Raw genomic sequence first — 20,000 nt, 5'->3', positions numbered from 1 at the left:
GTACATCTGTAAGCAATTCATTTTGAGCACGTATTAATAAGATATTTTCACCTACTGATGTAAAAAAATATCCTAAAACATCTTGTTCAGCTAAAGATAATCCTTGTACACTTTTTGTTGCAATAAGCCAAGATAAAGTTAAAAGCTGCTCTCCAGACAAATCATATATGCTCATCAATCTACTCCTTACTACAATATTACTTATTAATTATATGTATAACTTATCTATATTATTAATTAGAATCATATTATTCTATAAAGCTTTTCTAATTATGGACTAGAAATCAAAAAGATGGTGATATTCATTAATTCACCATCTTTTTACCGTAAGATTATATTATTGATTAATATGACTAAGTATATAAGACTTAACATTTTCTTTCTCTATTCCTAAACTAATTGAAAATTCTTCATTCAATAAGTTTTCTGCTGTCTTCATAACCTCATCATCATTTTTATTTGTCTTTTTACCTGACACCTTGTTCTTCTTATTGGAGTAAATGCTCTTAACTATTGTGATTAAATCTTCACATTCTCCATTCTTCAACATTGACTTAAATGTTTCTGATCTTTCTTTATCATTGTCTACCCAAAATAAATCCATATCAGACACTTTCTCCATTAATGACTCTACCTCTTCTTCAGAGTGTATACCTCTAATAATTACTTTCTTATTATCTACTGGAATTTTTATTGTCATATTTTTAGAGTAAATAGGACTTAACACGTAGCATTCTTTTTGTTCATTGTTCATGAACTTTTCCTTCTTTATATCAATAACCTTACATGCTCCTGTCATTCCATACATAACGTAATCATTAACCTTAAACATAAAATCGTCTCCTTCCTTACATAAAACTTTAATTACCTGAAGTTACTAATAGCTTTATATAGAGTTAACTTAGGCAGTTAAAAAAATTACGCCAACATAAAAAAATAGCCTTCACAACAGGACTTACGTTGCAAAAACTACTCGTTGTATCTTTATTTTAACATATTTGAAAGTATTATGTAAGTAAAACTTTTTTTATTTACTTTTAAAGCTATCTTTAACACCAAATTTCTGTATGTTTTATTTTTTATTATATTTGTGCAATAATAAAATTATAAATATTTATGGAGATGATTTTATGAATACTGAAATAGAAAAATTAATTCAAATTTTTAAAGATAGTAACAATATAGTATTCTTCGGTGGAGCAGGTGTTTCAACAGAAAGCGGAATTCCTGACTTTAGAAGTTCTAATGGTCTTTTTAATGAAAAACTAAATATTACATTTACTCCTGAACAACTGGTTTCACATACATTTTTCATAAGATATCCAAAGGAATTCTATAATTTCTACAAATCAAAACTTATATATCCTAATGCTAAACCCAATGAGGCACATATAGCTTTAGCCAAACTTGAAGAAATGAGTAAACTTAAAGCTATAGTTACTCAAAACATTGATGGCTTACACCAATCAGCTGGATCTAAAAATGTATTTGAACTTCATGGCTCTGTCTTAAGAAACTATTGTATAAGCTGTCATGAATTTTATGATGAAAAGTTTATTTTAGAATCAGATGGAATTCCTATATGCTCTAAATGTGGCGGAACTGTAAAACCTGATGTAGTTCTTTATGAGGAAGGATTAGATGAGTCTACTATACAAGGAGCAATAAGCGCAATCTCTAAAGCTGATACACTTATAATTGGAGGTACTTCTTTAGTTGTATATCCTGCAGCTGGACTTATTAATTATTTTAAAGGCAAGAATCTAATTCTTATAAATAAGAGTTCAACCACTGCTGATAATAAAGCTAACCTTGTTATTCATGACTCCATTGGAAAAGTATTAGGAAAAGCAGTTAATTTTTTTAAATAGTAACTTATCTTTTAGGTATGTTTTGTTAATAGATAAATATATTTATATTGTATAGCTATTAAGGAGCATTTCTATGAAGTATATTATATTTTTAATTTTACTTATAGCACTTATTATAACAATATTTTATTTTGATAGAAAACAATCAATCTTAAAGCATCAACTTTTAGTTGCAAATAGCCAAAACAATAACTTAAGATCTAAACTTTCTAAATTTACTAGAACTAAGGAATCTATTCAAATAAAATATCTTATACCGACGAACTATACTGGTTTACTTAAAGAAAAATCTAATGTTTTGATTGCTCCTATAGAAAGTTCAAACCTACTTCAAACAACACAGGTAAAAATGGAAGTCAAAATTTTAGATAAAGCTGAGGTTCTAAGAGATACATGGTTCTATGTTGCACTACCTATAGATAGCAACATAAACTCTAGAGGTTGGGTAAAGCAAAGTGATTTCTCTTTGTTTTATAATAATTCAAGAAATATTACTAAAAGTTTTTAGTTTTAATGCTATCCCACAATAGTTATTAATAAATCTCTAAGTATAATCTTAGTCAATACTTAAATATAAGAAAAGCTATCATAGAAGATAGCTTTTTTATTATCTAATATATACATCATAAATCATAAAGGCTAAATATATTACTACAATTAATATAAAAGACCAATTGATTACACTTTCCTTAGGTTCATCACTTACATCTCTTAAATAATTAGATTCACCAATTTCATCTGGTACTCCTTGTCTTTCTATGTTCCATACTTCAAGTTTATGAATAAGCTTATATACCAATACTCCGAAAGCTACTCCTACTAATATATAAGTAGACATATAAGTAAGCTTCATATTAAAACTTAAATCCATTAAAGATGGTTCCTCTACTACTTGAGAAATTAATTCTTCTGCAGAAAACAATACCTTTTGCGCAGTTACTGATATTCCATTAATTATAAAATGCATTATTACTGAGGAAAAAATACTATTTGTAATTCTAACTATATATGCAAAAATAAAACCTAATGCTGTAGCATATAAAAACTGTTGAAAATCCATATGAAATATACCAAATAAAATACCTGTTATTAGTGCTGCTTTAAATTTAGACTGGTTATCATACCCTGATAGAACAACTCCCCTTAAAGTTATCTCTTCTGTTATTGCAGGGGTAACTGCCATAAGTAATAACATAGCCCAATATGGAGTATCTGCAATAGCAGCCATAAATGTTCCTATATTATTTGTAAAAAACATCTGAGATATAGCAGATATGCACCCCATTAACGGATAGCAAACAAATGCAATTAAAATTATTAATAATAAGTCTTTTAAATGTATTTTATTTAATCTAAATGTTTCCTTTATATTTACTTTAGTAACAATAACATAAATTATTGCAGGTACTAAAAATAAAATAACGTGATTTAAAAATTGCATTATTCTTATATCTTTTATCCCTACTAACAAATATGTTTTTATCAAATATTCAGGTAAAAATATTGTTAATAGCACTAAAATTAAGAAATATATGTTAGATCTTTGTAATTTACTCATCTCTCTCTCCTATTTTATGAATAATTCTTGTATACTGAGGAAATAATTATATATGAAGCGAGACGCTTTTTATAATCGCCTCTCCCCCATTTTATTTATATACGTTTCAATCCCTTTTGTGTTTATATTAAGCATAAGAGGGATTGTTTCACTTTTAATAACTAATTATCCTTTAAAATTTCCCTTCTAACTAAATCTAATGCTGTAACAGTAGCTTTTGTTCTTACATTATGCCTATTTCCATTAAATATATATTTAAATGCTTTTACATTTCCTTTATAATATAGCCCTATATATACTAATCCAACAGGCTTTTCTTCTGAACCACCACCAGGACCTGCTATTCCTGTTGTAACAACCGATATATCTGAACCAGTTCTTTTTGATATACCAATAGCCATTTCCTTTGCTGTTTCCTCACTAACAGCTCCATAAGTATCTAAAGTTTTCTTCTTTACATTTAGAGTTCTTTCCTTTGCTTCATTAGAATAAGTTACAGCACCTTCTAGAAACACCTCAGATATTCCTGGATAATTAATTAATCTGCTAGCTATCATTCCACCTGTACAAGATTCAGCTGTTGATATGGTAAGTTTTCTATCTACTAACAATTTTCCTAGAACTTCTTCGATTGTTAGCTCTTCACCCTCTCCATAGCAATCTAAATTAAATACTCTTTTTATTTCCTCTTTTACAGGTGCTATAAGTTTTCTTCCCTCTTCTTCACTCTTACCTCTAGCAGTAATCCTAAATATTACATCATCTTCCTTTGCATAAGGTGCAACTGTTGGATTAACTCCATTATTAATAAAATCTTTAATCATATTAGCTGCTGTACTTTCTCCAACACCTAATACTCTTAATACTTCAGATATTATAACTCCATTACCTTTATCTTTTAAATATGCCTTTACATAATTTAAAAACATAGGTTTCATTTCTCTAGGAGGTCCTGGAAGTATAACAGCCACTTTATCATTCTTCTCTAAAATCATTCCTGGAGCTGTCCCATTTGGATTTGATAAGACTTTTGATTCCTTAGGAAAATAAACTTGCTTAAGATTACTTTCTGTCATCGGTCTATCTAACCTCTTATAGTAATTTTTTAACTCTTCAAGAGATTCTTCATGTAACTCTAAGTCAGCATTAAAATACTTACATATTGTTTCTTTAGTTAAATCATCCTCTGTAGGTCCAAGTCCACCAGTACATATTAAAATATCACTTCTCTGAAATATTTCTTCTATTGCTTCTAATAATCTATCTTCATTATCACCAATTACTTCTTGTCGGTATACATCTATTCCTAATGAAGCTAATTCTTTAGATATGAATTGTGCATTAGTATTTATAATATCTCCTAATAATATCTCTGTTCCTACAGCTAATATTTCTGCCTTCATTAAAACCTCACCTCTTCCTTTTATTAACATACATTATAACACAAATAATTTAAGGGAGTCATAGACTCCCCTAAACATTCAACATATGAGCTATCCCTAATAATAATTAGGGATAGCATATATAAAAAATTCTTTTCCCCACTACATTACTGTGTAAAGTAAAATAGTTTACAACATTAATTAATAAATAGTTAAGAAAAATATGTATGAGGAAAAAGAATTTAGTACCTACATCTCTAACATATGTAGTACCTAGCAAAATTATTCACAAAAATATTCTACCAACCTGAATTTATTTTTTTGTTAATATGACTTGTATCATTTATATATTCAAACTGAAATTCATCCTTATAACAGTTAATTTTTGTAAGGGATGCTTGTCCCATTATTTCTTTATAAAATCCATTTCCTTTATTAAAATAGTTCATCACAGCTTTTAATGTCATGCCATGAGCTACAATTAATATTTTTTTATTTATACTATTTTTTAATATATTCTCTAAAGCTTCCCCTACTCTATCATATAGATTTATTAAAGATTCTCCACCTGGAGCCTTTATATCCATATTCCCATTAAAAATTTCTTTTATTTCTTTTCCTCTTCCTACCTTTAATAGTTCCTCTTCTGTATGGCCCTCATATTCTCCAAAGCTTATTTCTTTAAAAGCATCTACTTCTATTATTTCTATATTTCTATTTCCCTTAATTATATTAGCTGTTTTTCTCGCCCTCTCTAATGGACTAGTATATATAACATCTAATTTAAGGCCATCTACTCTTTTTTTTAACTGCTCTGCCTGCTCAACTCCATGATCAGTTAAATCTGAATTTCCAGACCCTTGTAATCTTTTATCTAAATTCCAAACAGTTTGTCCATGTCTAGTTAAATAAACTGTAATCATAATAGTGTCCCTCCCAATAGTAAATCCCAATAGCATTTACTATTGGGATTATTATTATAACTACCTACTCTCTATTATAGCTAATGCAACTGCACCAACTACTCCTGCATCTGAACCAAGTCCAGCAGGAACTATTTCACAACTTTCAGCCATACTCTTAAAGCATCTCTTATTAACAACCTTTTTTACAGTATCAAACACTATATCACCAGCCTTTGATACTCCCCCGCCTATTATTATCATCTCTGGGTCAAATGTAGCTATTGCATTTGCCACACCAATTCCTAGATATGTTAAGGCATTATCTATTATATCTTTTGCAACTTCGTCTCCAGCTTCCGCTTCTTTAAATACTTCATATGAAGTAACAGTGTCATGCTTTTTTAAGCTCGTCTCAACATTAGTTGAAACAGCTTCTTTACCTTTTTTAGCTATTGCTGTTCCTGATGACATTGCTTCTAAACAACCTAAGTTTCCACAGTTACATCTAGGTCCGTTAGGATCTACTGTAGTATGTCCGATTTCTAATGCATTAGATGTATGACCTCTGTATACTTTACCATCCAATACTGCTCCTCCACCTACTCCAGTACTAACTGTAAAATACACTATACTATTTTTACCTTTTCCAGCACCAAACATATACTCTCCTATTGCTGCAGCATTAGCATCGTTATCTAAATATACCGGAATATTATATTTTTCTTTTAAAGGTTGTACTAAATTGTAATTTTTAAAAGGAAGATTCGGAGTTGTTATTATTATTCCTTTCTTCGCATCTAAAGGTCCTGGTGAACCTATTCCAATAGCTTCTATTTCATCTATTGAAGTACTTGATCCAACAATTACTTCATCAATTGATTGTACTATTCTTCCTAATACAGCTGCTTCTCCTTCTTCAGCTTTAGTAGGTAATACTACATTTGCTAATATATTTCCTTCTATAGTTGATATAGCTGTACTTATTTTCGTACCACCTAAATCTACACCTATTACATACTTTTTCATGATTGCCTCCTCATATGGTAAAATATTAAAGGGTTTATATTATTATTCTAAATCCTTTTAAATAATAAATAAACCCTATAAATATAAATTATTTTCTTTTATATGTATTAATATAATAATTTCCCAAATTATCATATCCTTCTTCTTTAATATTAAATGAACTCCCCTTAAGCATTGAATTAATAATATCTATATCATGTTTATTACTGTTATCAAATTTAATTGTAAAAACATCATCATCTTCAACTATACCTAAATAATCGTATATATTACTATAATCACTTAGTCCAATTTGACCTTTTATTTCCATCCTATAATCTGACATAATCCTCCTCCTAATGTACCTATCTCCCTAATCTATATAAGTATATTCTACAACTATTTTTTTATTCTCCTTACATAACTATTTTCTCCTATGTACTTACTTATATTCACAGTGACAACAAAAATGGAGGGTGTAAAATTTACCACCCTCCATAGATATTAAGCTTCATTTTTCAATTCTTTTTCCTCATTGGTCTTCTCTACTATTTTTATTGCTTCTGTAGGTGGAACCTCTTCATATCTTTCTATTTTCAAATCAAAGCTTCCTCTACCTTGAGTTATAGACCTTAAATCTGTAGCAAATTTAAATAACTCTGCCATTGGTGCTTCCACAACAAGTTTCTGAAGTTTACCACATGGCTCCATTCCTAGTACTCTTCCACGCTTCTTATTTATATCACCAATTACATCTCCCATATATTCTTCTGGGATTAAAATTTCTATGTGCATAATTGGTTCTAGCAAAATTGGCTTTGCACCCTCTAAACCTTTTTTATATGCAATTGATGCAGCAATCTTAAATGCCATTTCAGAAGAATCTACAGGATGATAAGAGCCATCATGTAATGTTGCTCTTAATCCTATAACAGGATATCCTGCTAAAATACCATGCTTTATACAATCTCTCAAGCCCTTTTCAACTGCTGGAATAAAGTTTCTAGGCACTACTCCTCCTACTACCTTATCCACAAATTCTAAATCTTTTTCACCATCATTACGAGGCTCAAATAGAATTTTTACATCTCCGTATTGACCATGTCCACCGGATTGTTTCTTATGCTTTCCTTGTACATCTGCACTTCCTTTTATTGTTTCTCTATATGGTATTTTAGGTCTTCTAAGCTGTACCTCTACTCCAAACTTATTTTTTAACTTAGAAGCTATAACCTCTAAATGAACTTCTCCAAGTCCTGAAATTATTGTTTCTGCATTTTCTATATCTCTACTTACATTAAATACTGGATCTTCATCTTGTAACTTACTTAATGCTAGAGATATCTTATCCTCATCCCCCTTACTTTTTGGCAAAACCGCCATTGACATTACCGTATTAGGAAAATTCATTTTATCATAAATTATTTTACAAGATTGATCACATAAAGTATCCCCTGTAGATGTGTATTGTAGCTTAGCTACTGCTCCAATATCTCCAGCTATAACTTTATCTGCTGGAACTTGATTCTTGCCTCTCATAAAAAATACATGAGTTAATTTCTCCATCTTATTTTTATTAGTATTTACTACAGTCATATATCCATTCAACTTACCTGTAATTACTCTAAATAAAGAAATCTTACCTACAAATGGATCCGCTATAGTCTTAAATACCATGGCTGAAAACGGTTTATCTTCACTTAATTGAATAAATTCTTCCTTATTTGACTCAATATTTAATGCTTTTTGTGGTATTGCATATTTAGGTGATGGAAAACATTCAACTATATCTTCTAACAATGTATTTATTCCTATAATTTTTGTAGCAGAACCACACATAACAGGGGCTATATCACCTGACGCACATCCATTTATTAAGCCTTCATATATTTCTAAATCACTTAGTTCGCCCTCACTAAAATATTTTTCTAATAACACCTCATCAGTTTCTGCTACTGACTCCATAATCATTTGTTTACATTCATCAACCTTATCAACTAATTCTGGTGGGATTTCTGCTACCTCCATCATCTTAGTTTTTGGATTATAAACTCTTGCTCTCTTAGTTATCACATTAATAACTCCATTAAAGTTATTTTCTTTACCGATTGGATATTGTATAGGAACAACACTAATTCCAAATTGCTCTTTAAGGTTTTGCAGAACCTTATCAAAATCTGAATGCTCTCTATCTAACTTATTTATAAAAAATGTTCTTGGTAACTTTATCTTATTACAATAATCCCACGCTTGCTCTGTTCCTACTTGAGCACCTGCAACACCACAAACTACAATCATTGCAACATCTACAGCTCTCATACCTTGAATGCTTTCTCCAACAAAATCAAAATATCCTGGAATATCAACTAAATTAATCTTTATTTTTTCCCATTCCAATGGAATTACTGAAGATGATAAAGATATTCCTCTTTTCTTCTCTTCTTGATCAAAGTCAGATATTGTTGTTCCATCTTCTACTCTACCTAAGCGATCCGTAACCTTAGAGTAGTACAATAAGGCCTCTGTTAGTGAAGTTTTTCCTGAAGAACTGTGTCCTATAATCCCTAAATTTCTAAGATTGTTAATAGAATAGTCTTTCATTATTTTCGTCAAAGTATTAATATTTATTAACCTTTGACTTTCACCCACCTTTCCTATATATAGACTTTTTGATTAATATAAATCATGAGCTAACTTATACTATAATTTTTATGTTATCACTCCATAAAATAGTCCTTGCCTTATATCGAAACTAAGATATTACATTTTATATATTCTATATAGAGCATTCATATCCTCTTAACTTATTTGAATTTTCAGAATTTTCTTACTAGTATTTTTGCCATCATTTTCTCCATGTATACTAAAAACTGCAAAATAGTAAATAAAAAGGTAGTATGGATATTTATTTTTCTTGTTTTTATATTTTCATAGACATAAAAAAAGATTAAGCAAAATTTGCTTAATCTTTAAAACTATTTATTCTTTTTAAATGCAAAAAACTTCATAAACACAAATGTTATTGGGACTCCAATTACTGCAGCTAATCCATAAGCAATTAATTTATGTAATCCCATCATATTAAATACTATGAAAACTACAATATTTTGAATAATAAAGTTAGGAATATACGAAATTGTAAATTTAATGAATTTATTAAATTCTAACTTCTCTTTAAAAGTAACATAACTATTTAATATATAAGATATTACTAAACCTGAAATATATCCAAATATAAATGCAATATTCTCATTCAAAAAACTAGAATATATGTATGAAAACACCACTCCATTAAATGTGTTTATTACACCTATAAAAACAAACATTATAAATTGTTTAGAAAAAAATACTTCTTTTATCCTATTAATTAAAGATTCCATACTAATTATCTCTTTCTTCATTATTTATTAATTTATCTGCTATTATAAATCTTGGTCTTTGCTTAGTCTCGTTGTATATCTTTCCTATATACTCTCCAATAACTCCTAGAGATAATAATTGTATTCCACCAATCATCCAAATAGATATAGTTATTGATGTCCATCCAGCTTCAGTATTTCCCATAAACTTAACAACTAATGAATATATTAAGGCTATAAAACTTAGTGCAAATATAGAAAATCCTAATCCTGTTATTATTCTTATAGGCTTTACACTAAATGATGTAATTCCATCCCAAGCAAATGCAAGCATCTTCTTAAGAGGATACTTTGATTCTCCTGCAAATCTCTCATGTCTCTCATATTCTACTACAGAATATCTATATCCTATTAAAGGAACAATTCCTCTAAGGAATAGATTTACTTCTTTAAACTGACTTAGACCTTCTAAAGCTCTCTTACTCATAAGTCTATAATCTGCATGATTATACATTACATCTACACCTAACATATTCATAAACTTATAAAATCCAAGAGCTGTTGTCCTTTTAAAGAAAGTATCTGTCTTTCTTGAAGATCTTACTCCATAAACTACATCACTGCCATTATAGTATTCTTCTACAAACTTATCTATTACATCTATATCATCTTGCAAGTCTGCATCTAATGATATTGTCATATCCGCATATTCTTTAGCAGTCATAAGACCAGCTAACAATGCATTTTGATGCCCCTTATTTCTTGATAAATTAACACCACTAAAAATGTTATTTTGTTCATGAAGCTCTTGTATAATGCTCCAAGTTTTATCTTTAGATCCATCATTAACAAATAGAATCTTACTTTCTTCAGATACAACCTCATTTTTTATCATTACATTAATCTTTTCTAATAATCTTTTAGCAGTTTCATGTAATACTTCTTCTTCATTATAACAAGGCACTACCAAATATAATACTTCTTTCATTTTCTAATCCTCCATAAAGATTTTACTCTCTTCCAAAATAATTATTCTTTATAATTTTTTCACCTATCTCATATGACTTTAATAAATGTTCTAATTCCTCTTCATTTTTAACGTTTCCTTTAATTTCATTCCCTTTTATTATTGTAGCATCTCTATTTGTATTAACCAATACTCTTCCCATAGATGTATTTAAATACTTATCCTTATCAATACCAAGTAAATATGCAATAGTAGTTGGGATATCTACTTGTCCCCCACTTGCCTCTATAACGCTTGGCTTAATACCTTTTGAATATATAATTAAAGGAATTTTATTATCATATTCTTTCCACCAGTTTCCTTCATAATCTAGTTTTTGTATATCATCATTATAATATTTATGAACTCCAGCATGATCCCCATATAATACAATCATTGTATTATCTAATATACCCATTTCATCTAATTTCTCAAAAAACATTTCTATCTGCCTATCTGTATATCTTACGCTCTCAAAATATCCACCTAAATAGCTCTCATCAACTTCTTCAGGTAAGTCTAACTCTCTATATTTCTCATCAATTTCAAATGGACCATGATTAGACATTGTAGGCGCTTGAAAGAAGAAAGGTTCTTGTACACCTTTTAATTTATTAGAAACTTGCGTTAAAAAGCTTTTATCAGATAATCCGTATCCTACAGTCTCTTCATAAACATAATCTCCAATATCCCACATAGTCTCAATTCCAAATCCATTTTTATGCAACTCTGTCCAGTTAAATTCTCCAATTTCTTCTGCGTGAGATGATATTGTTTTATATCCTTCCCCCTCTAATATTCTAGGCAAAGAATTAGAATAAACATTCTCACCATAATTTAATGCTGTTATTTTATCACCTAATGGATATATAGATGTATTAACCATGAAATCGCAGTCTATACTATTACCTGCATTATTTTGTTCATATATATTGTTAAAATACAAGCCCTCTCTTGTAAGCTTATTTAAAAATGGAGATATCTCTTTTCCATTTACACTCTTGTTTATAACAAAATTCTCTAAAGACTCTACCTGAATAAATATTACATTCTTTCCTTTTGCAACTCCACTATATTCATTTGGCTCTAAATCTTCTCTATTATAAGCTAACCACTGCTCTATCTCATCTTTTTCACTATTTGACAAAGGATTCATTACTTTAGATAAAGTTCTAGCTGACTCTATAAGATGATATCCTATTGGTCCTGATGCTCTTGCAGACATCAGCGTCGTCCATCTTTTAGTAAGCATTCTGTTAGACCATCCACTAATACTTAATACATCTATACATACAAATGATATTAACAAAATAATTGCTACATGCCTAAGAGTAAAAAGGAACTTTCCGAAACTTCTTGATTCAGTACTTCTTATCTTCTTTATGAAGACAAATAAAATTATGGCAACTATATCTATAACAAATAATAAATCTATAGTTTTAAATTGATATAAAGATTCTCCTACTGGATTAAATGTACCCGAAAAGAATATATTTTTTAATCCTAAAAAATCTCTATTTACTCTAAAGTACCATAAATCTGCTATCAATAAAGTACTGAATAATATATTTAAAATAATATAATATACAATCTGTTTATTTTTTGAAAATAAATATCCAAATGAATAAAATAATAATATAAAAGCTAAGTAAACAAATATAAACTTAAAGCCTATATTACTAAATTTAATTTTATCCGCAGAACTTACTTCAACTAATGTCATAAATATAAGAGACTTTAATAACATATCTATTATTGTAACAAATCTAAATTTACTTATTTCCGCTAAAAACACTCTTCTTTTATAAAACTTAATATCATTTATTTTATCCTTTAAATTCATAAATTGTTGCCCTTCCCTATCTCTTTACTATTTTATCTTTAATAAAGTCAATTAATTTAAATAAACTCCAAAGTACTCCTATAATTAATAATATATCAAACACAAAATTAAATAGATATAATTGTTTAGCTGTATCTGCTTGCCCATTTCCTACAAAAGGCATTGGGAACTGTATTCCGCCTATTAACATTATTCCCCATAACAATAATATCTTATTTCTAACTTCTTCGTTTCCTGAACTCTTTATAAACTTGATTAAAGATACTATAAATATACCTATAAATACTGATAGTATAAACCATAACTTTGTTGGTAATTTTGTCTCTCTAAAATTAGACCACGTAGTAAATCTATTAAATTCTCTTACTGGTTCTTCACTGTCAGCTCTATAACACTTTCCTAAAGACGTACTAGTAATAAAAGCTTTTCCTGCTGTATACTGCATTCCCTCTATTAATCTTTTAGGATGAGTTAAATAAAATTTAGCTAGCTTTCCATTACTTATTTTACTATAAAACTCTTCCTCAGTTATTGGCGTTCTAGGTATATATTTAACATATTCACTTGCATCTAAATAAGAATGTTTTCCTGCTTCTCCTGCCATATCTGGATTAAGTCCAAGATCTATTAAATCCTGTTCAGGCGTTTCTGATCCATTAAGAACGCCATAAAACACAGAATTATATTGAGTATCTTTACTTATATTCTTATTTACCATATTTATTTGAACTGGATAGATTACTACCACAGCTAAAAATACTGATAATAATATTAAATTCTTACGTGTTAATATCTTTCTATTATCCCAAAGGATCTTACATAACAGTATTACTACAAATGGTAAAGTGGTAAATACCTGCATCTTTGATCCTAAGAACATAAATGCACCTATATATACTAGCGAAATTTTAGATGCTATATTACTTTCGTCATGCCTTACATATTTACAATTAATATAGTATAAAAATGTCCCTATAAATAGCAATAATGTACATAACATCATTGGTTCTCCATATAAACTATTAAACCATAGTATATAATTTCCATCCATAAATACAAAAATGCTAACTAACGCAACAATAGTTAATTTAAGTTTACTTTTTATATTTAAGTTCTTTAAAATAATAGCAATAGAAGATATATATATTATTGCATAAGCAATAGCTAAATATTGTGTTTTAAATACTTCTTGCCCTAAAACCTTACATATATAAGATATAAATGTTATTAAGTACCCCATACTTGATCCAAATAGCGTAATAAGTAAAGTAAATATATTTGTATTAATCTTGTAGTCAGTAACAATATAATCATAGAAACGTTTAAAATCAGGATTCATTTTATCTGAATCTAATAAAGATAATCCTGATAATCCCATAACTCTATCAAAATCTCCTTGATCAGCAACTCCAACTTGCGGATACTTAAATAATATATAAGCTATTAGTAAAGCTGATATTATAATAAAAGTACCTATGATATATTTAGTATAGTTATTTTTTATATTATCCTTTAACTTCATTTATTTTATCCTCCATATAATAAACCACATTACTTTTCATTATATCATTTTTAGCAATGTATTTTATTGTATGTTTATAAATATTTTCTTAAGTTTTGTAATCATTTATATAATAATACCTATTTATGCTATAATTTTTATTGAATTATTATAAATTAAGGAGTATAAAATGAGCAAAAAGAAAAAAATTATATTATCTACATTATTATCTATACTCTCTATTGCAATTTTATATGGAATATTATTTTACTTTAGCTTTTTCCAAGGATTTGTAACAGTAAAAGATAATAAAGTACAATCTAAATTATTACCTAATGATGACTTTAAATCTTCCTATACACCTAAGTTAAACTTTAAAAATACAAAAGAAGAATTGGTTTCAGATGTTAAAGTTAACATTCTAAGTAATATTGATGCCTCCATACCCGTCATAAAAAAATCACAAAGACACTATATTCCCCTAGATTATGTATGTAAAACGCTTGGATATAATCTCACTAAATCAAATAATACTTTTACTATCTCAAATTCTAATCACACTATTACTTTAAATGAAAACTCTTATACCAAAGGAAATGAGTCCTTATATTTAAGAGGTAATATATTAACCAAAAATAACCAAGCTTTTATTTCTATATCAGATATAGAAGAGGTATTTAATTTAATTTCAGTTTATACATTCGAAAATCAGACTATTAATATTTTTAAAGCTCCCCAAAATAATCTACAAAATAATTCTTCTAAAAAAAGTTCCAATGGGAAAATAGCTTTAGTTAGGCTAGAAGATTTTACAGCTGGTGAAGGAATATCATCAGAAACTAATCAACCTAAATTTAAAGCAATGGCAAACTTTTTAAGTAATTCAGGAATTAAATATCATATTGCATGGATACCTAGATTTAAAGCTCCTAATGACAATATTGACAATGATTTATTAACTGTTGATACATTTGAAAATGCTGCTTTTATAAATCTATTAGATTACTTTATTAACCATGGTGCATTAATAGGATTACATGGCTATACTCATCAGGCTAGAGATTCTAGAAGTGCTGTTGGAACTGAACTTTCCCGTAAAATTAATAGCTCAGAGGAGGAAACTAGAGCCGTAATCGAAAATGCTATCGATACTGCTACTGCATTAAATATACCTTTTGGCTTTTTTGAAAGTTCACACTATAAAGCATCTTCTGCACAAAAATCTGTTATAGAAGAATACTTTCAATATATTTATGAACCAAAGAATTATTTGATATATACTAAACTACAAAAAACTAAAAACAATAACTTATATATTCCTACGCCTTTAAGCTACGTAAGAGACTTAGATGCTAATCCAATAATAAAAAAGTTAAATAAACCTACTCCTGGATTATTAGCAAGCTTTTTTTATCATTCTACAAAGGAATTAGATTTTATAGAAGTTGATACATCTAACAATGTATTTGACGTAAACTACTCTATAGAATCTCCACTTCAACAAATAGTAAAATCTCTTAATGAGAATAAATATATAACTACACATGTAACGGAGTTAAAAAATTAAGGAGTTATAGTTTAACTATAACTCCCTTCTTTTTCTAATGATTCTATTGTATATGCTTACACAAAAATATCCTAAAATTCCTCCTGATGTATCAATCATAACATCTTTAAAAGCCGGTCCTCTTCCAGGTATAAATGACTGGTGAAATTCATCAGAACATGCATATAAAAATACAAGTATTATTGAATAAAATCTAGATTTTCTCTCTATTACATATAAACTTATAACATTATATGTTAAGATAAATAAGATAAAATATTCTGTAAAATGTGCACCCTTTCTTATAACTAAAGTTGCTAATTCTCCGAAATAGTTATCCAATTTTAATCCTAATAAATTAAAAATATATAGTACAAACTTACTTTGTTCACTAGACTTATCTCCAGGCTGATGAGACATATAAAATATAAAAATCATCCATCCTAAAAATAAACCCCATCTTACTACTTTTTTATTCCTATCTTTCATATAAATCTCCTAGCATAAAAATTATAAGTATAATTATACACTAGATATCATTTATTTTCTAATTTAGCGCTGATCTACAATATATTTATTTATATATGCTAATGATTCTTCTAGTACCTCTTGGCTATGCTCCATTGATTCAACCTTAATTTCTAAATTACAAACTCTTTGATCAACTTGATACATTAACTCCTTTATATCATGTAGTAATTTTCCTTCATAAGATACTTGAATTCCATCAGCATCTATATATATCTTTTCTGGCGGTTCTCCACATTCACTACATTTTGCATATATGCCTTCCTTCTCAACATCTCTAAATAGCTTGAAAGTATCATTATTACATGATGAGCAATTAGAAAGCATTACAAAGTCATAATAGCTAACATCAAATAAGTATTTAGATCCACACTCTTTACAAGTTATTTCTAGATTATTGTCTATAGTTTCGATATGAAACTTATTTCCACAACACCCTTCTCTTTGGCACACTACTGTCCTTATCATAAACTTCACTCCTTTTGAGCAATATATTTGAATCTCATCTTATCATTTAATATGATTGTTAATTCAAATTTATAACTACTCAATAAAAGTTTTTATTATTTATCTTCTTGTTTTATCTCAATTTCTATCTCTTTTATTTTTATATCTACTTCTTCAGTTTTTTTTCCTGATAATAACAATCTTCTCTTTTCTAATTTTAACTCTTTAAGTTTATCTTTCAACAGCTCTAATTTATGCACTTTATACACTCCCCACCCATAAGAGAATTATTTAATATCATATATTAACAAAGCTTTTAAATATAATCTTTTTATTGATAACGTATCCAAAAAATATCTATAACTAAATTATATAAAATACAAAAGCTATTGTATATAATTATCTTTAGTTATTTTATTCCATATTATAACACAATTATGCCTATTTCTTTAAAATAAAAAAACTACATGCGTAGTTCTTTGCCAAGCAGCTGCTTTCCACTTTATTTTCTTCCTTTTTCACGCAAAATAAAAAAGGACTACATACGTAGTCCTTATGGTGGAGATAAAGAGATTCGAACTCTTGACCCCCTGCGTGCAAGGCAGGTGCTCTCCCAACTGAGCTATACCCCCAAAAATGGTGGACCTTCAGGGACTCGAACCCCGGACCTACCGGTTATGAGCCGGTTGCTCTAACCAACTGAGCTAAAGATCCGTAATTAAAAACCTGGCAACGTCCTACTCTCCCACACAGTCTCCCATGCAGTACCATCGGCGCTATAGAGCTTAACTTTCCTGTTCGGTATGGGAAGGAGTGTTTCCTCTATGCCATCATCACCAGATTACTTCAGATTCAAAATCTTTGATTTTATTCTCTGAAAATTGCACACAATTATTGAAATATTTTTAACTTGGTCAAGCCCTCGACCTATTAGTATCAGTCAGCTACATACATTACTGCACTTACACCTCTGACCTATCAACCTCGTGTTCTTCAAGGGGTCTTACTAGCTTATGCTATGGGAAATCTCATCTTGAGGTGGGCTTCACGCTTAGATGCTTTCAGCGTTTATCCCTTCCCGACTTAGCTACCCAGCTGTGCTCCTGGCGGAACAACTGGTGCACCAGAGGTCAGTCCATCCCGGTCCTCTCGTACTAAGGACAGCTCCTCTCAAATTTCCTACGCCCGCGACGGATAGGGACCGAACTGTCTCACGACGTTCTGAACCCAGCTCGCGTGCCGCTTTAATGGGCGAACAGCCCAACCCTTGGGACCTACTTCAGCCCCAGGATGCGACGAGCCGACATCGAGGTGCCAAACCTCCCCGTCGATGTGGACTCTTGGGGGAGATCAGCCTGTTATCCCCGAGGTAGCTTTTATCCGTTGAGCGATGGCCCTCCCACGAGGTACCACCGGATCACTAAGCCCGACTTTCGTCCCTGCTCCACTTGTGGGTGTCGCAGTCAGGCTCCCTTCTGCCTTTGCACTCTTCGAACGATTTCCGACCGTTCTGAGGGAACCTTTGGGCGCCTCCGTTACTTTTTAGGAGGCGACCGCCCCAGTCAAACTGCCCACCTAACAATGTCCTGTCACCAGATTCATGGCATCCAGTTAGAACCTCAGTACTGTCAGGGTGGTATCCCAAGGACGACTCCATCAAGGCTGACGCCCTGATTTCCCAGTCTCCCACCTATCCTGTACAGACAATACCGAAATTCAATGCTAAGCTACAGTAAAGCTCTACGGGGTCTTTCCGTCCAATCGCGGGTAGCGAGCATCTTCACTCGCACTACAACTTCGCCGGATTCACAGTTGAGACAGTGCCCAAGTCATTACGCCATTCGTGCGGGTCAGAACTTACCTGACAAGGAATTTCGCTACCTTAGGACCGTTATAGTTACGGCCGCCGTTTACTGGGGCTTAAGTTCACACCTTCGCTTGCGCTAAGTGTTCCCCTTAACCTTCCAGCACCGGGCAGGCGTCAGCCCCTATACATCAGCTTTCGCTTTAGCAGAGACCTGTGTTTTTGCTAAACAGTTGCTTGGGCCTATTCTCTGCGGCCTGCTCTCACAGGCACCCCTTCTCCCTAAGTTACGGGGTCAATTTGCCTAGTTCCTTAACTGTGATTCTTCCGCCGGCCTTAGGATTCTCTCCTCATCTACCTGTGTCGGTTTGCGGTACGGGCACTACATCTCTCTCTAGATGCTTTTCTTGGAAGCATGGAATCAAGTACTTCGGTTCCGTAGAACCTTCCCCATCACGCCTCAGAATTGTTAGGATGGATTTGCCTTTCCTAACTCCCTAAACGCTTAGACTAGCATCCAATAGCTAGCACACTCTATCCTTCTCCGTCACACCATCGATAATAACGATCAGTAGTGGTATCGGAATATCAACCGATTGTCCATCGCCTACGCCTTTCGGCCTCGGCTTAGGTCCCGACTAACCCTCAGCGGACGAACCTTCCTGAGGAAACCTTAGATATTCGGCCTGTGGGATTCTCACCCACATCTCGCTACTAATGCCAACATTCTCACTCGTAATCAGTCCACCGCTCCTTACGGTACGACTTCAGCCCGATTACGACGCTCCTCTACCGCTCACACATAAGTGTGAACCCGTAGCTTCGGTGGTAAGTTTGAGCCCCGGACATCTTCGGCGCAGGATCTCTCGACTAGTGAGCTATTACGCACTCTTTTAATGAGTGGCTGCTTCTAAGCCAACATCCTAGTTGTCTTAGAAATCCCACATCCTTTTCCACTTAACTTACACTTTGGGACCTTAGCTGACGATCTGGGCTGTTTCCCTTTTGACTACGGAACTTATCTTTCGCAGTCTGACTGCCGGACTAATAGTATGTGGCATTCGGAGTTTGATAAGGTTCGGTAAGCGCTATGCCCCCTAGCCCATTCAGTGCTCTACCTCCACTACTCATATCCGACGCTAGCCCTAAAGCTATTTCGAGGAGAACCAGCTATCTCCGAGTTCGATTGGAATTTCTCCGCTATCCACAGCTCATCCCATGCTTTTTCAACAGCAACGTGGTTCG

General features: G+C 31.1%; 18 protein-coding genes, 2 tRNA genes and 2 rRNA genes (2 of these 22 running past the window's edge). 3 read left to right on the top strand and 19 right to left on the bottom strand.

What is annotated here, in order from left to right; all coding sequences use genetic code 11:
- Together DR024_RS04740 and DR024_RS04735 are read right to left on the bottom strand one after the other, a co-directional pair.
- A protein-coding gene (locus DR024_RS04740; protein ID WP_027099250.1) for a hypothetical protein crosses the window boundary here: on the bottom strand, window positions 1–175 show its 5' portion. The gene continues 47 nt to the left of window position 1, outside the view; the window shows 175 of its 222 coding nt (coding positions 1–175); the start codon lies at window positions 173–175; the stop codon falls past the left edge of the window.
- Window positions 176–337: 162 nt separating this feature from the next.
- A complete protein-coding gene (locus tag DR024_RS04735) occupies window positions 338–832 on the bottom strand; it encodes a CarD family transcriptional regulator (protein ID WP_027099249.1) in 495 nt (164 codons plus the stop codon).
- Window positions 833–1,130: 298 nt separating this feature from the next.
- Between DR024_RS04735 and DR024_RS04730 the strand changes: the two genes are divergently transcribed.
- Both DR024_RS04730 and DR024_RS04725 read left to right on the top strand, forming a co-directional pair.
- On the top strand, window positions 1,131–1,871 hold the full coding sequence (locus DR024_RS04730) for an NAD-dependent protein deacylase (RefSeq protein ID WP_111918246.1): 741 nt from the start codon (window positions 1,131–1,133) through the stop codon (window positions 1,869–1,871).
- A 73-nt stretch (window positions 1,872–1,944) separates the two neighbouring features.
- Window positions 1,945–2,379: a hypothetical protein gene (locus DR024_RS04725; protein ID WP_027099247.1), complete on the top strand. Its 435-nt coding sequence runs from the start codon at window positions 1,945–1,947 to the stop codon at window positions 2,377–2,379.
- A gap of 99 nt (window positions 2,380–2,478) precedes the next feature.
- Here DR024_RS04725 and DR024_RS04720 read toward each other — a convergent pair whose 3' ends face one another.
- The 10 genes from DR024_RS04720 to wsfD all read right to left on the bottom strand — a co-directional run bounded on the left by DR024_RS04720 (window position 2,479) and on the right by wsfD (window position 14,451).
- A complete protein-coding gene (locus DR024_RS04720; protein ID WP_111918244.1) occupies window positions 2,479–3,429 on the bottom strand; it encodes a type II CAAX endopeptidase family protein in 951 nt (316 codons plus the stop codon).
- A gap of 161 nt (window positions 3,430–3,590) precedes the next feature.
- A complete protein-coding gene (locus tag DR024_RS04715) occupies window positions 3,591–4,832 on the bottom strand; it encodes a competence/damage-inducible protein A (protein ID WP_111918250.1) in 1,242 nt (413 codons plus the stop codon).
- A 278-nt stretch (window positions 4,833–5,110) separates the two neighbouring features.
- Window positions 5,111–5,734: a histidine phosphatase family protein gene (locus DR024_RS04710; protein ID WP_111918242.1), complete on the bottom strand. Its 624-nt coding sequence runs from the start codon at window positions 5,732–5,734 to the stop codon at window positions 5,111–5,113.
- A gap of 60 nt (window positions 5,735–5,794) precedes the next feature.
- Window positions 5,795–6,742, bottom strand: a complete 948-nt coding sequence (locus tag DR024_RS04705; RefSeq protein WP_055185287.1) for an ROK family protein — start codon at window positions 6,740–6,742, stop codon at window positions 5,795–5,797.
- Between the two features lie 88 nt (window positions 6,743–6,830).
- Window positions 6,831–7,067 (bottom strand): hypothetical protein, encoded by a 237-nt coding sequence (locus DR024_RS04700; protein WP_027099242.1) that lies wholly within the window; start codon window positions 7,065–7,067, stop codon window positions 6,831–6,833.
- A gap of 158 nt (window positions 7,068–7,225) precedes the next feature.
- The gene (fusA, locus tag DR024_RS04695; protein ID WP_111918248.1) at window positions 7,226–9,322 is read right to left on the bottom strand and encodes an elongation factor G; all 2,097 of its coding nucleotides are present in this window, start codon (window positions 9,320–9,322) and stop codon (window positions 7,226–7,228) included.
- A 374-nt stretch (window positions 9,323–9,696) separates the two neighbouring features.
- Window positions 9,697–10,101: a GtrA family protein gene (locus DR024_RS04690; RefSeq protein WP_111918240.1), complete on the bottom strand. Its 405-nt coding sequence runs from the start codon at window positions 10,099–10,101 to the stop codon at window positions 9,697–9,699.
- 1 nt (window position 10,102) lies between these two features.
- Window positions 10,103–11,068, bottom strand: coding sequence for a glycosyltransferase family 2 protein (locus tag DR024_RS04685; RefSeq protein ID WP_111918238.1), 966 nt, complete (start codon window positions 11,066–11,068; stop codon window positions 10,103–10,105).
- A 22-nt stretch (window positions 11,069–11,090) separates the two neighbouring features.
- Complete coding sequence (locus tag DR024_RS04680; protein WP_111918236.1) at window positions 11,091–12,929, bottom strand: LTA synthase family protein; 1,839 nt, start codon at window positions 12,927–12,929, stop codon at window positions 11,091–11,093.
- Window positions 12,930–12,945: 16 nt separating this feature from the next.
- Window positions 12,946–14,451 (bottom strand): glycan biosynthesis hexose transferase WsfD, encoded by a 1,506-nt coding sequence (wsfD, locus tag DR024_RS04675; RefSeq protein WP_027099237.1) that lies wholly within the window; start codon window positions 14,449–14,451, stop codon window positions 12,946–12,948.
- 169 nt (window positions 14,452–14,620) lie between these two features.
- On the opposite strand from wsfD, the gene DR024_RS04670 reads away from it, so the two are divergent.
- Window positions 14,621–15,997 (top strand): DUF2334 domain-containing protein, encoded by a 1,377-nt coding sequence (locus DR024_RS04670; protein ID WP_111918234.1) that lies wholly within the window; start codon window positions 14,621–14,623, stop codon window positions 15,995–15,997.
- Window positions 15,998–16,012: 15 nt separating this feature from the next.
- Here DR024_RS04670 and DR024_RS04665 read toward each other — a convergent pair whose 3' ends face one another.
- The 7 genes from DR024_RS04665 to DR024_RS04640 all read right to left on the bottom strand — a co-directional run.
- The gene (locus DR024_RS04665) at window positions 16,013–16,465 is read right to left on the bottom strand and encodes a VanZ family protein (protein WP_027099235.1); all 453 of its coding nucleotides are present in this window, start codon (window positions 16,463–16,465) and stop codon (window positions 16,013–16,015) included.
- A gap of 63 nt (window positions 16,466–16,528) precedes the next feature.
- The gene (locus DR024_RS04660) at window positions 16,529–16,972 is read right to left on the bottom strand and encodes a hypothetical protein (protein WP_027099234.1); all 444 of its coding nucleotides are present in this window, start codon (window positions 16,970–16,972) and stop codon (window positions 16,529–16,531) included.
- A 95-nt stretch (window positions 16,973–17,067) separates the two neighbouring features.
- Window positions 17,068–17,211, bottom strand: a complete 144-nt coding sequence (locus tag DR024_RS17635; protein ID WP_167539566.1) for a hypothetical protein — start codon at window positions 17,209–17,211, stop codon at window positions 17,068–17,070.
- Between the two features lie 296 nt (window positions 17,212–17,507).
- Window positions 17,508–17,583: transfer RNA gene (locus DR024_RS04655), tRNA-Ala, on the bottom strand.
- 5 nt (window positions 17,584–17,588) lie between these two features.
- Window positions 17,589–17,665: transfer RNA gene (locus tag DR024_RS04650), tRNA-Ile, on the bottom strand.
- A 10-nt stretch (window positions 17,666–17,675) separates the two neighbouring features.
- Window positions 17,676–17,792, bottom strand: a 5S ribosomal RNA gene (gene rrf / locus DR024_RS04645).
- Between the two features lie 69 nt (window positions 17,793–17,861).
- A 23S ribosomal RNA gene (locus DR024_RS04640) occupies window positions 17,862–20,000 on the bottom strand; it runs 769 nt beyond the window's last position.

The organism is Clostridium paraputrificum, from assembly GCF_900447045.1.
Lineage (GTDB): Bacteria > Bacillota > Clostridia > Clostridiales > Clostridiaceae > Clostridium > Clostridium paraputrificum.
Note: the sequence above shows the minus strand (reverse complement) of the source record. Positions and strands in the feature narration are given on the sequence as shown.

Excerpts from the sequence above, each read along its gene's own strand:
- DR024_RS04670 (WP_111918234.1), top strand. The coding sequence starts at position 14,621 with ATGAGCAAAAAGAAAAAAATTATATTATCTACATTATTATCTATACTC.
- DR024_RS04680 (WP_111918236.1), bottom strand. The coding sequence starts at position 12,929 with ATGAATTTAAAGGATAAAATAAATGATATTAAGTTTTATAAAAGAAGA.
- DR024_RS04690 (WP_111918240.1), bottom strand. The coding sequence starts at position 10,101 with ATGGAATCTTTAATTAATAGGATAAAAGAAGTATTTTTTTCTAAACAA.
- DR024_RS04715 (WP_111918250.1), bottom strand. The coding sequence starts at position 4,832 with ATGAAGGCAGAAATATTAGCTGTAGGAACAGAGATATTATTAGGAGAT.
- wsfD (WP_027099237.1), bottom strand. The coding sequence starts at position 14,451 with ATGAAGTTAAAGGATAATATAAAAAATAACTATACTAAATATATCATA.
- DR024_RS04710 (WP_111918242.1), bottom strand. The coding sequence starts at position 5,734 with ATGATTACAGTTTATTTAACTAGACATGGACAAACTGTTTGGAATTTA.
- DR024_RS04685 (WP_111918238.1), bottom strand. The coding sequence starts at position 11,068 with ATGAAAGAAGTATTATATTTGGTAGTGCCTTGTTATAATGAAGAAGAA.
- DR024_RS04700 (WP_027099242.1), bottom strand. The coding sequence starts at position 7,067 with ATGTCAGATTATAGGATGGAAATAAAAGGTCAAATTGGACTAAGTGAT.
- DR024_RS04730 (WP_111918246.1), top strand. The coding sequence starts at position 1,131 with ATGAATACTGAAATAGAAAAATTAATTCAAATTTTTAAAGATAGTAAC.
- fusA (WP_111918248.1), bottom strand. The coding sequence starts at position 9,322 with ATGAAAGACTATTCTATTAACAATCTTAGAAATTTAGGGATTATAGGA.
- DR024_RS04705 (WP_055185287.1), bottom strand. The coding sequence starts at position 6,742 with ATGAAAAAGTATGTAATAGGTGTAGATTTAGGTGGTACGAAAATAAGT.
- DR024_RS04660 (WP_027099234.1), bottom strand. The coding sequence starts at position 16,972 with ATGATAAGGACAGTAGTGTGCCAAAGAGAAGGGTGTTGTGGAAATAAG.
- DR024_RS04735 (WP_027099249.1), bottom strand. The coding sequence starts at position 832 with ATGTTTAAGGTTAATGATTACGTTATGTATGGAATGACAGGAGCATGT.
- DR024_RS04665 (WP_027099235.1), bottom strand. The coding sequence starts at position 16,465 with ATGAAAGATAGGAATAAAAAAGTAGTAAGATGGGGTTTATTTTTAGGA.
- DR024_RS04720 (WP_111918244.1), bottom strand. The coding sequence starts at position 3,429 with ATGAGTAAATTACAAAGATCTAACATATATTTCTTAATTTTAGTGCTA.
- DR024_RS04725 (WP_027099247.1), top strand. The coding sequence starts at position 1,945 with ATGAAGTATATTATATTTTTAATTTTACTTATAGCACTTATTATAACA.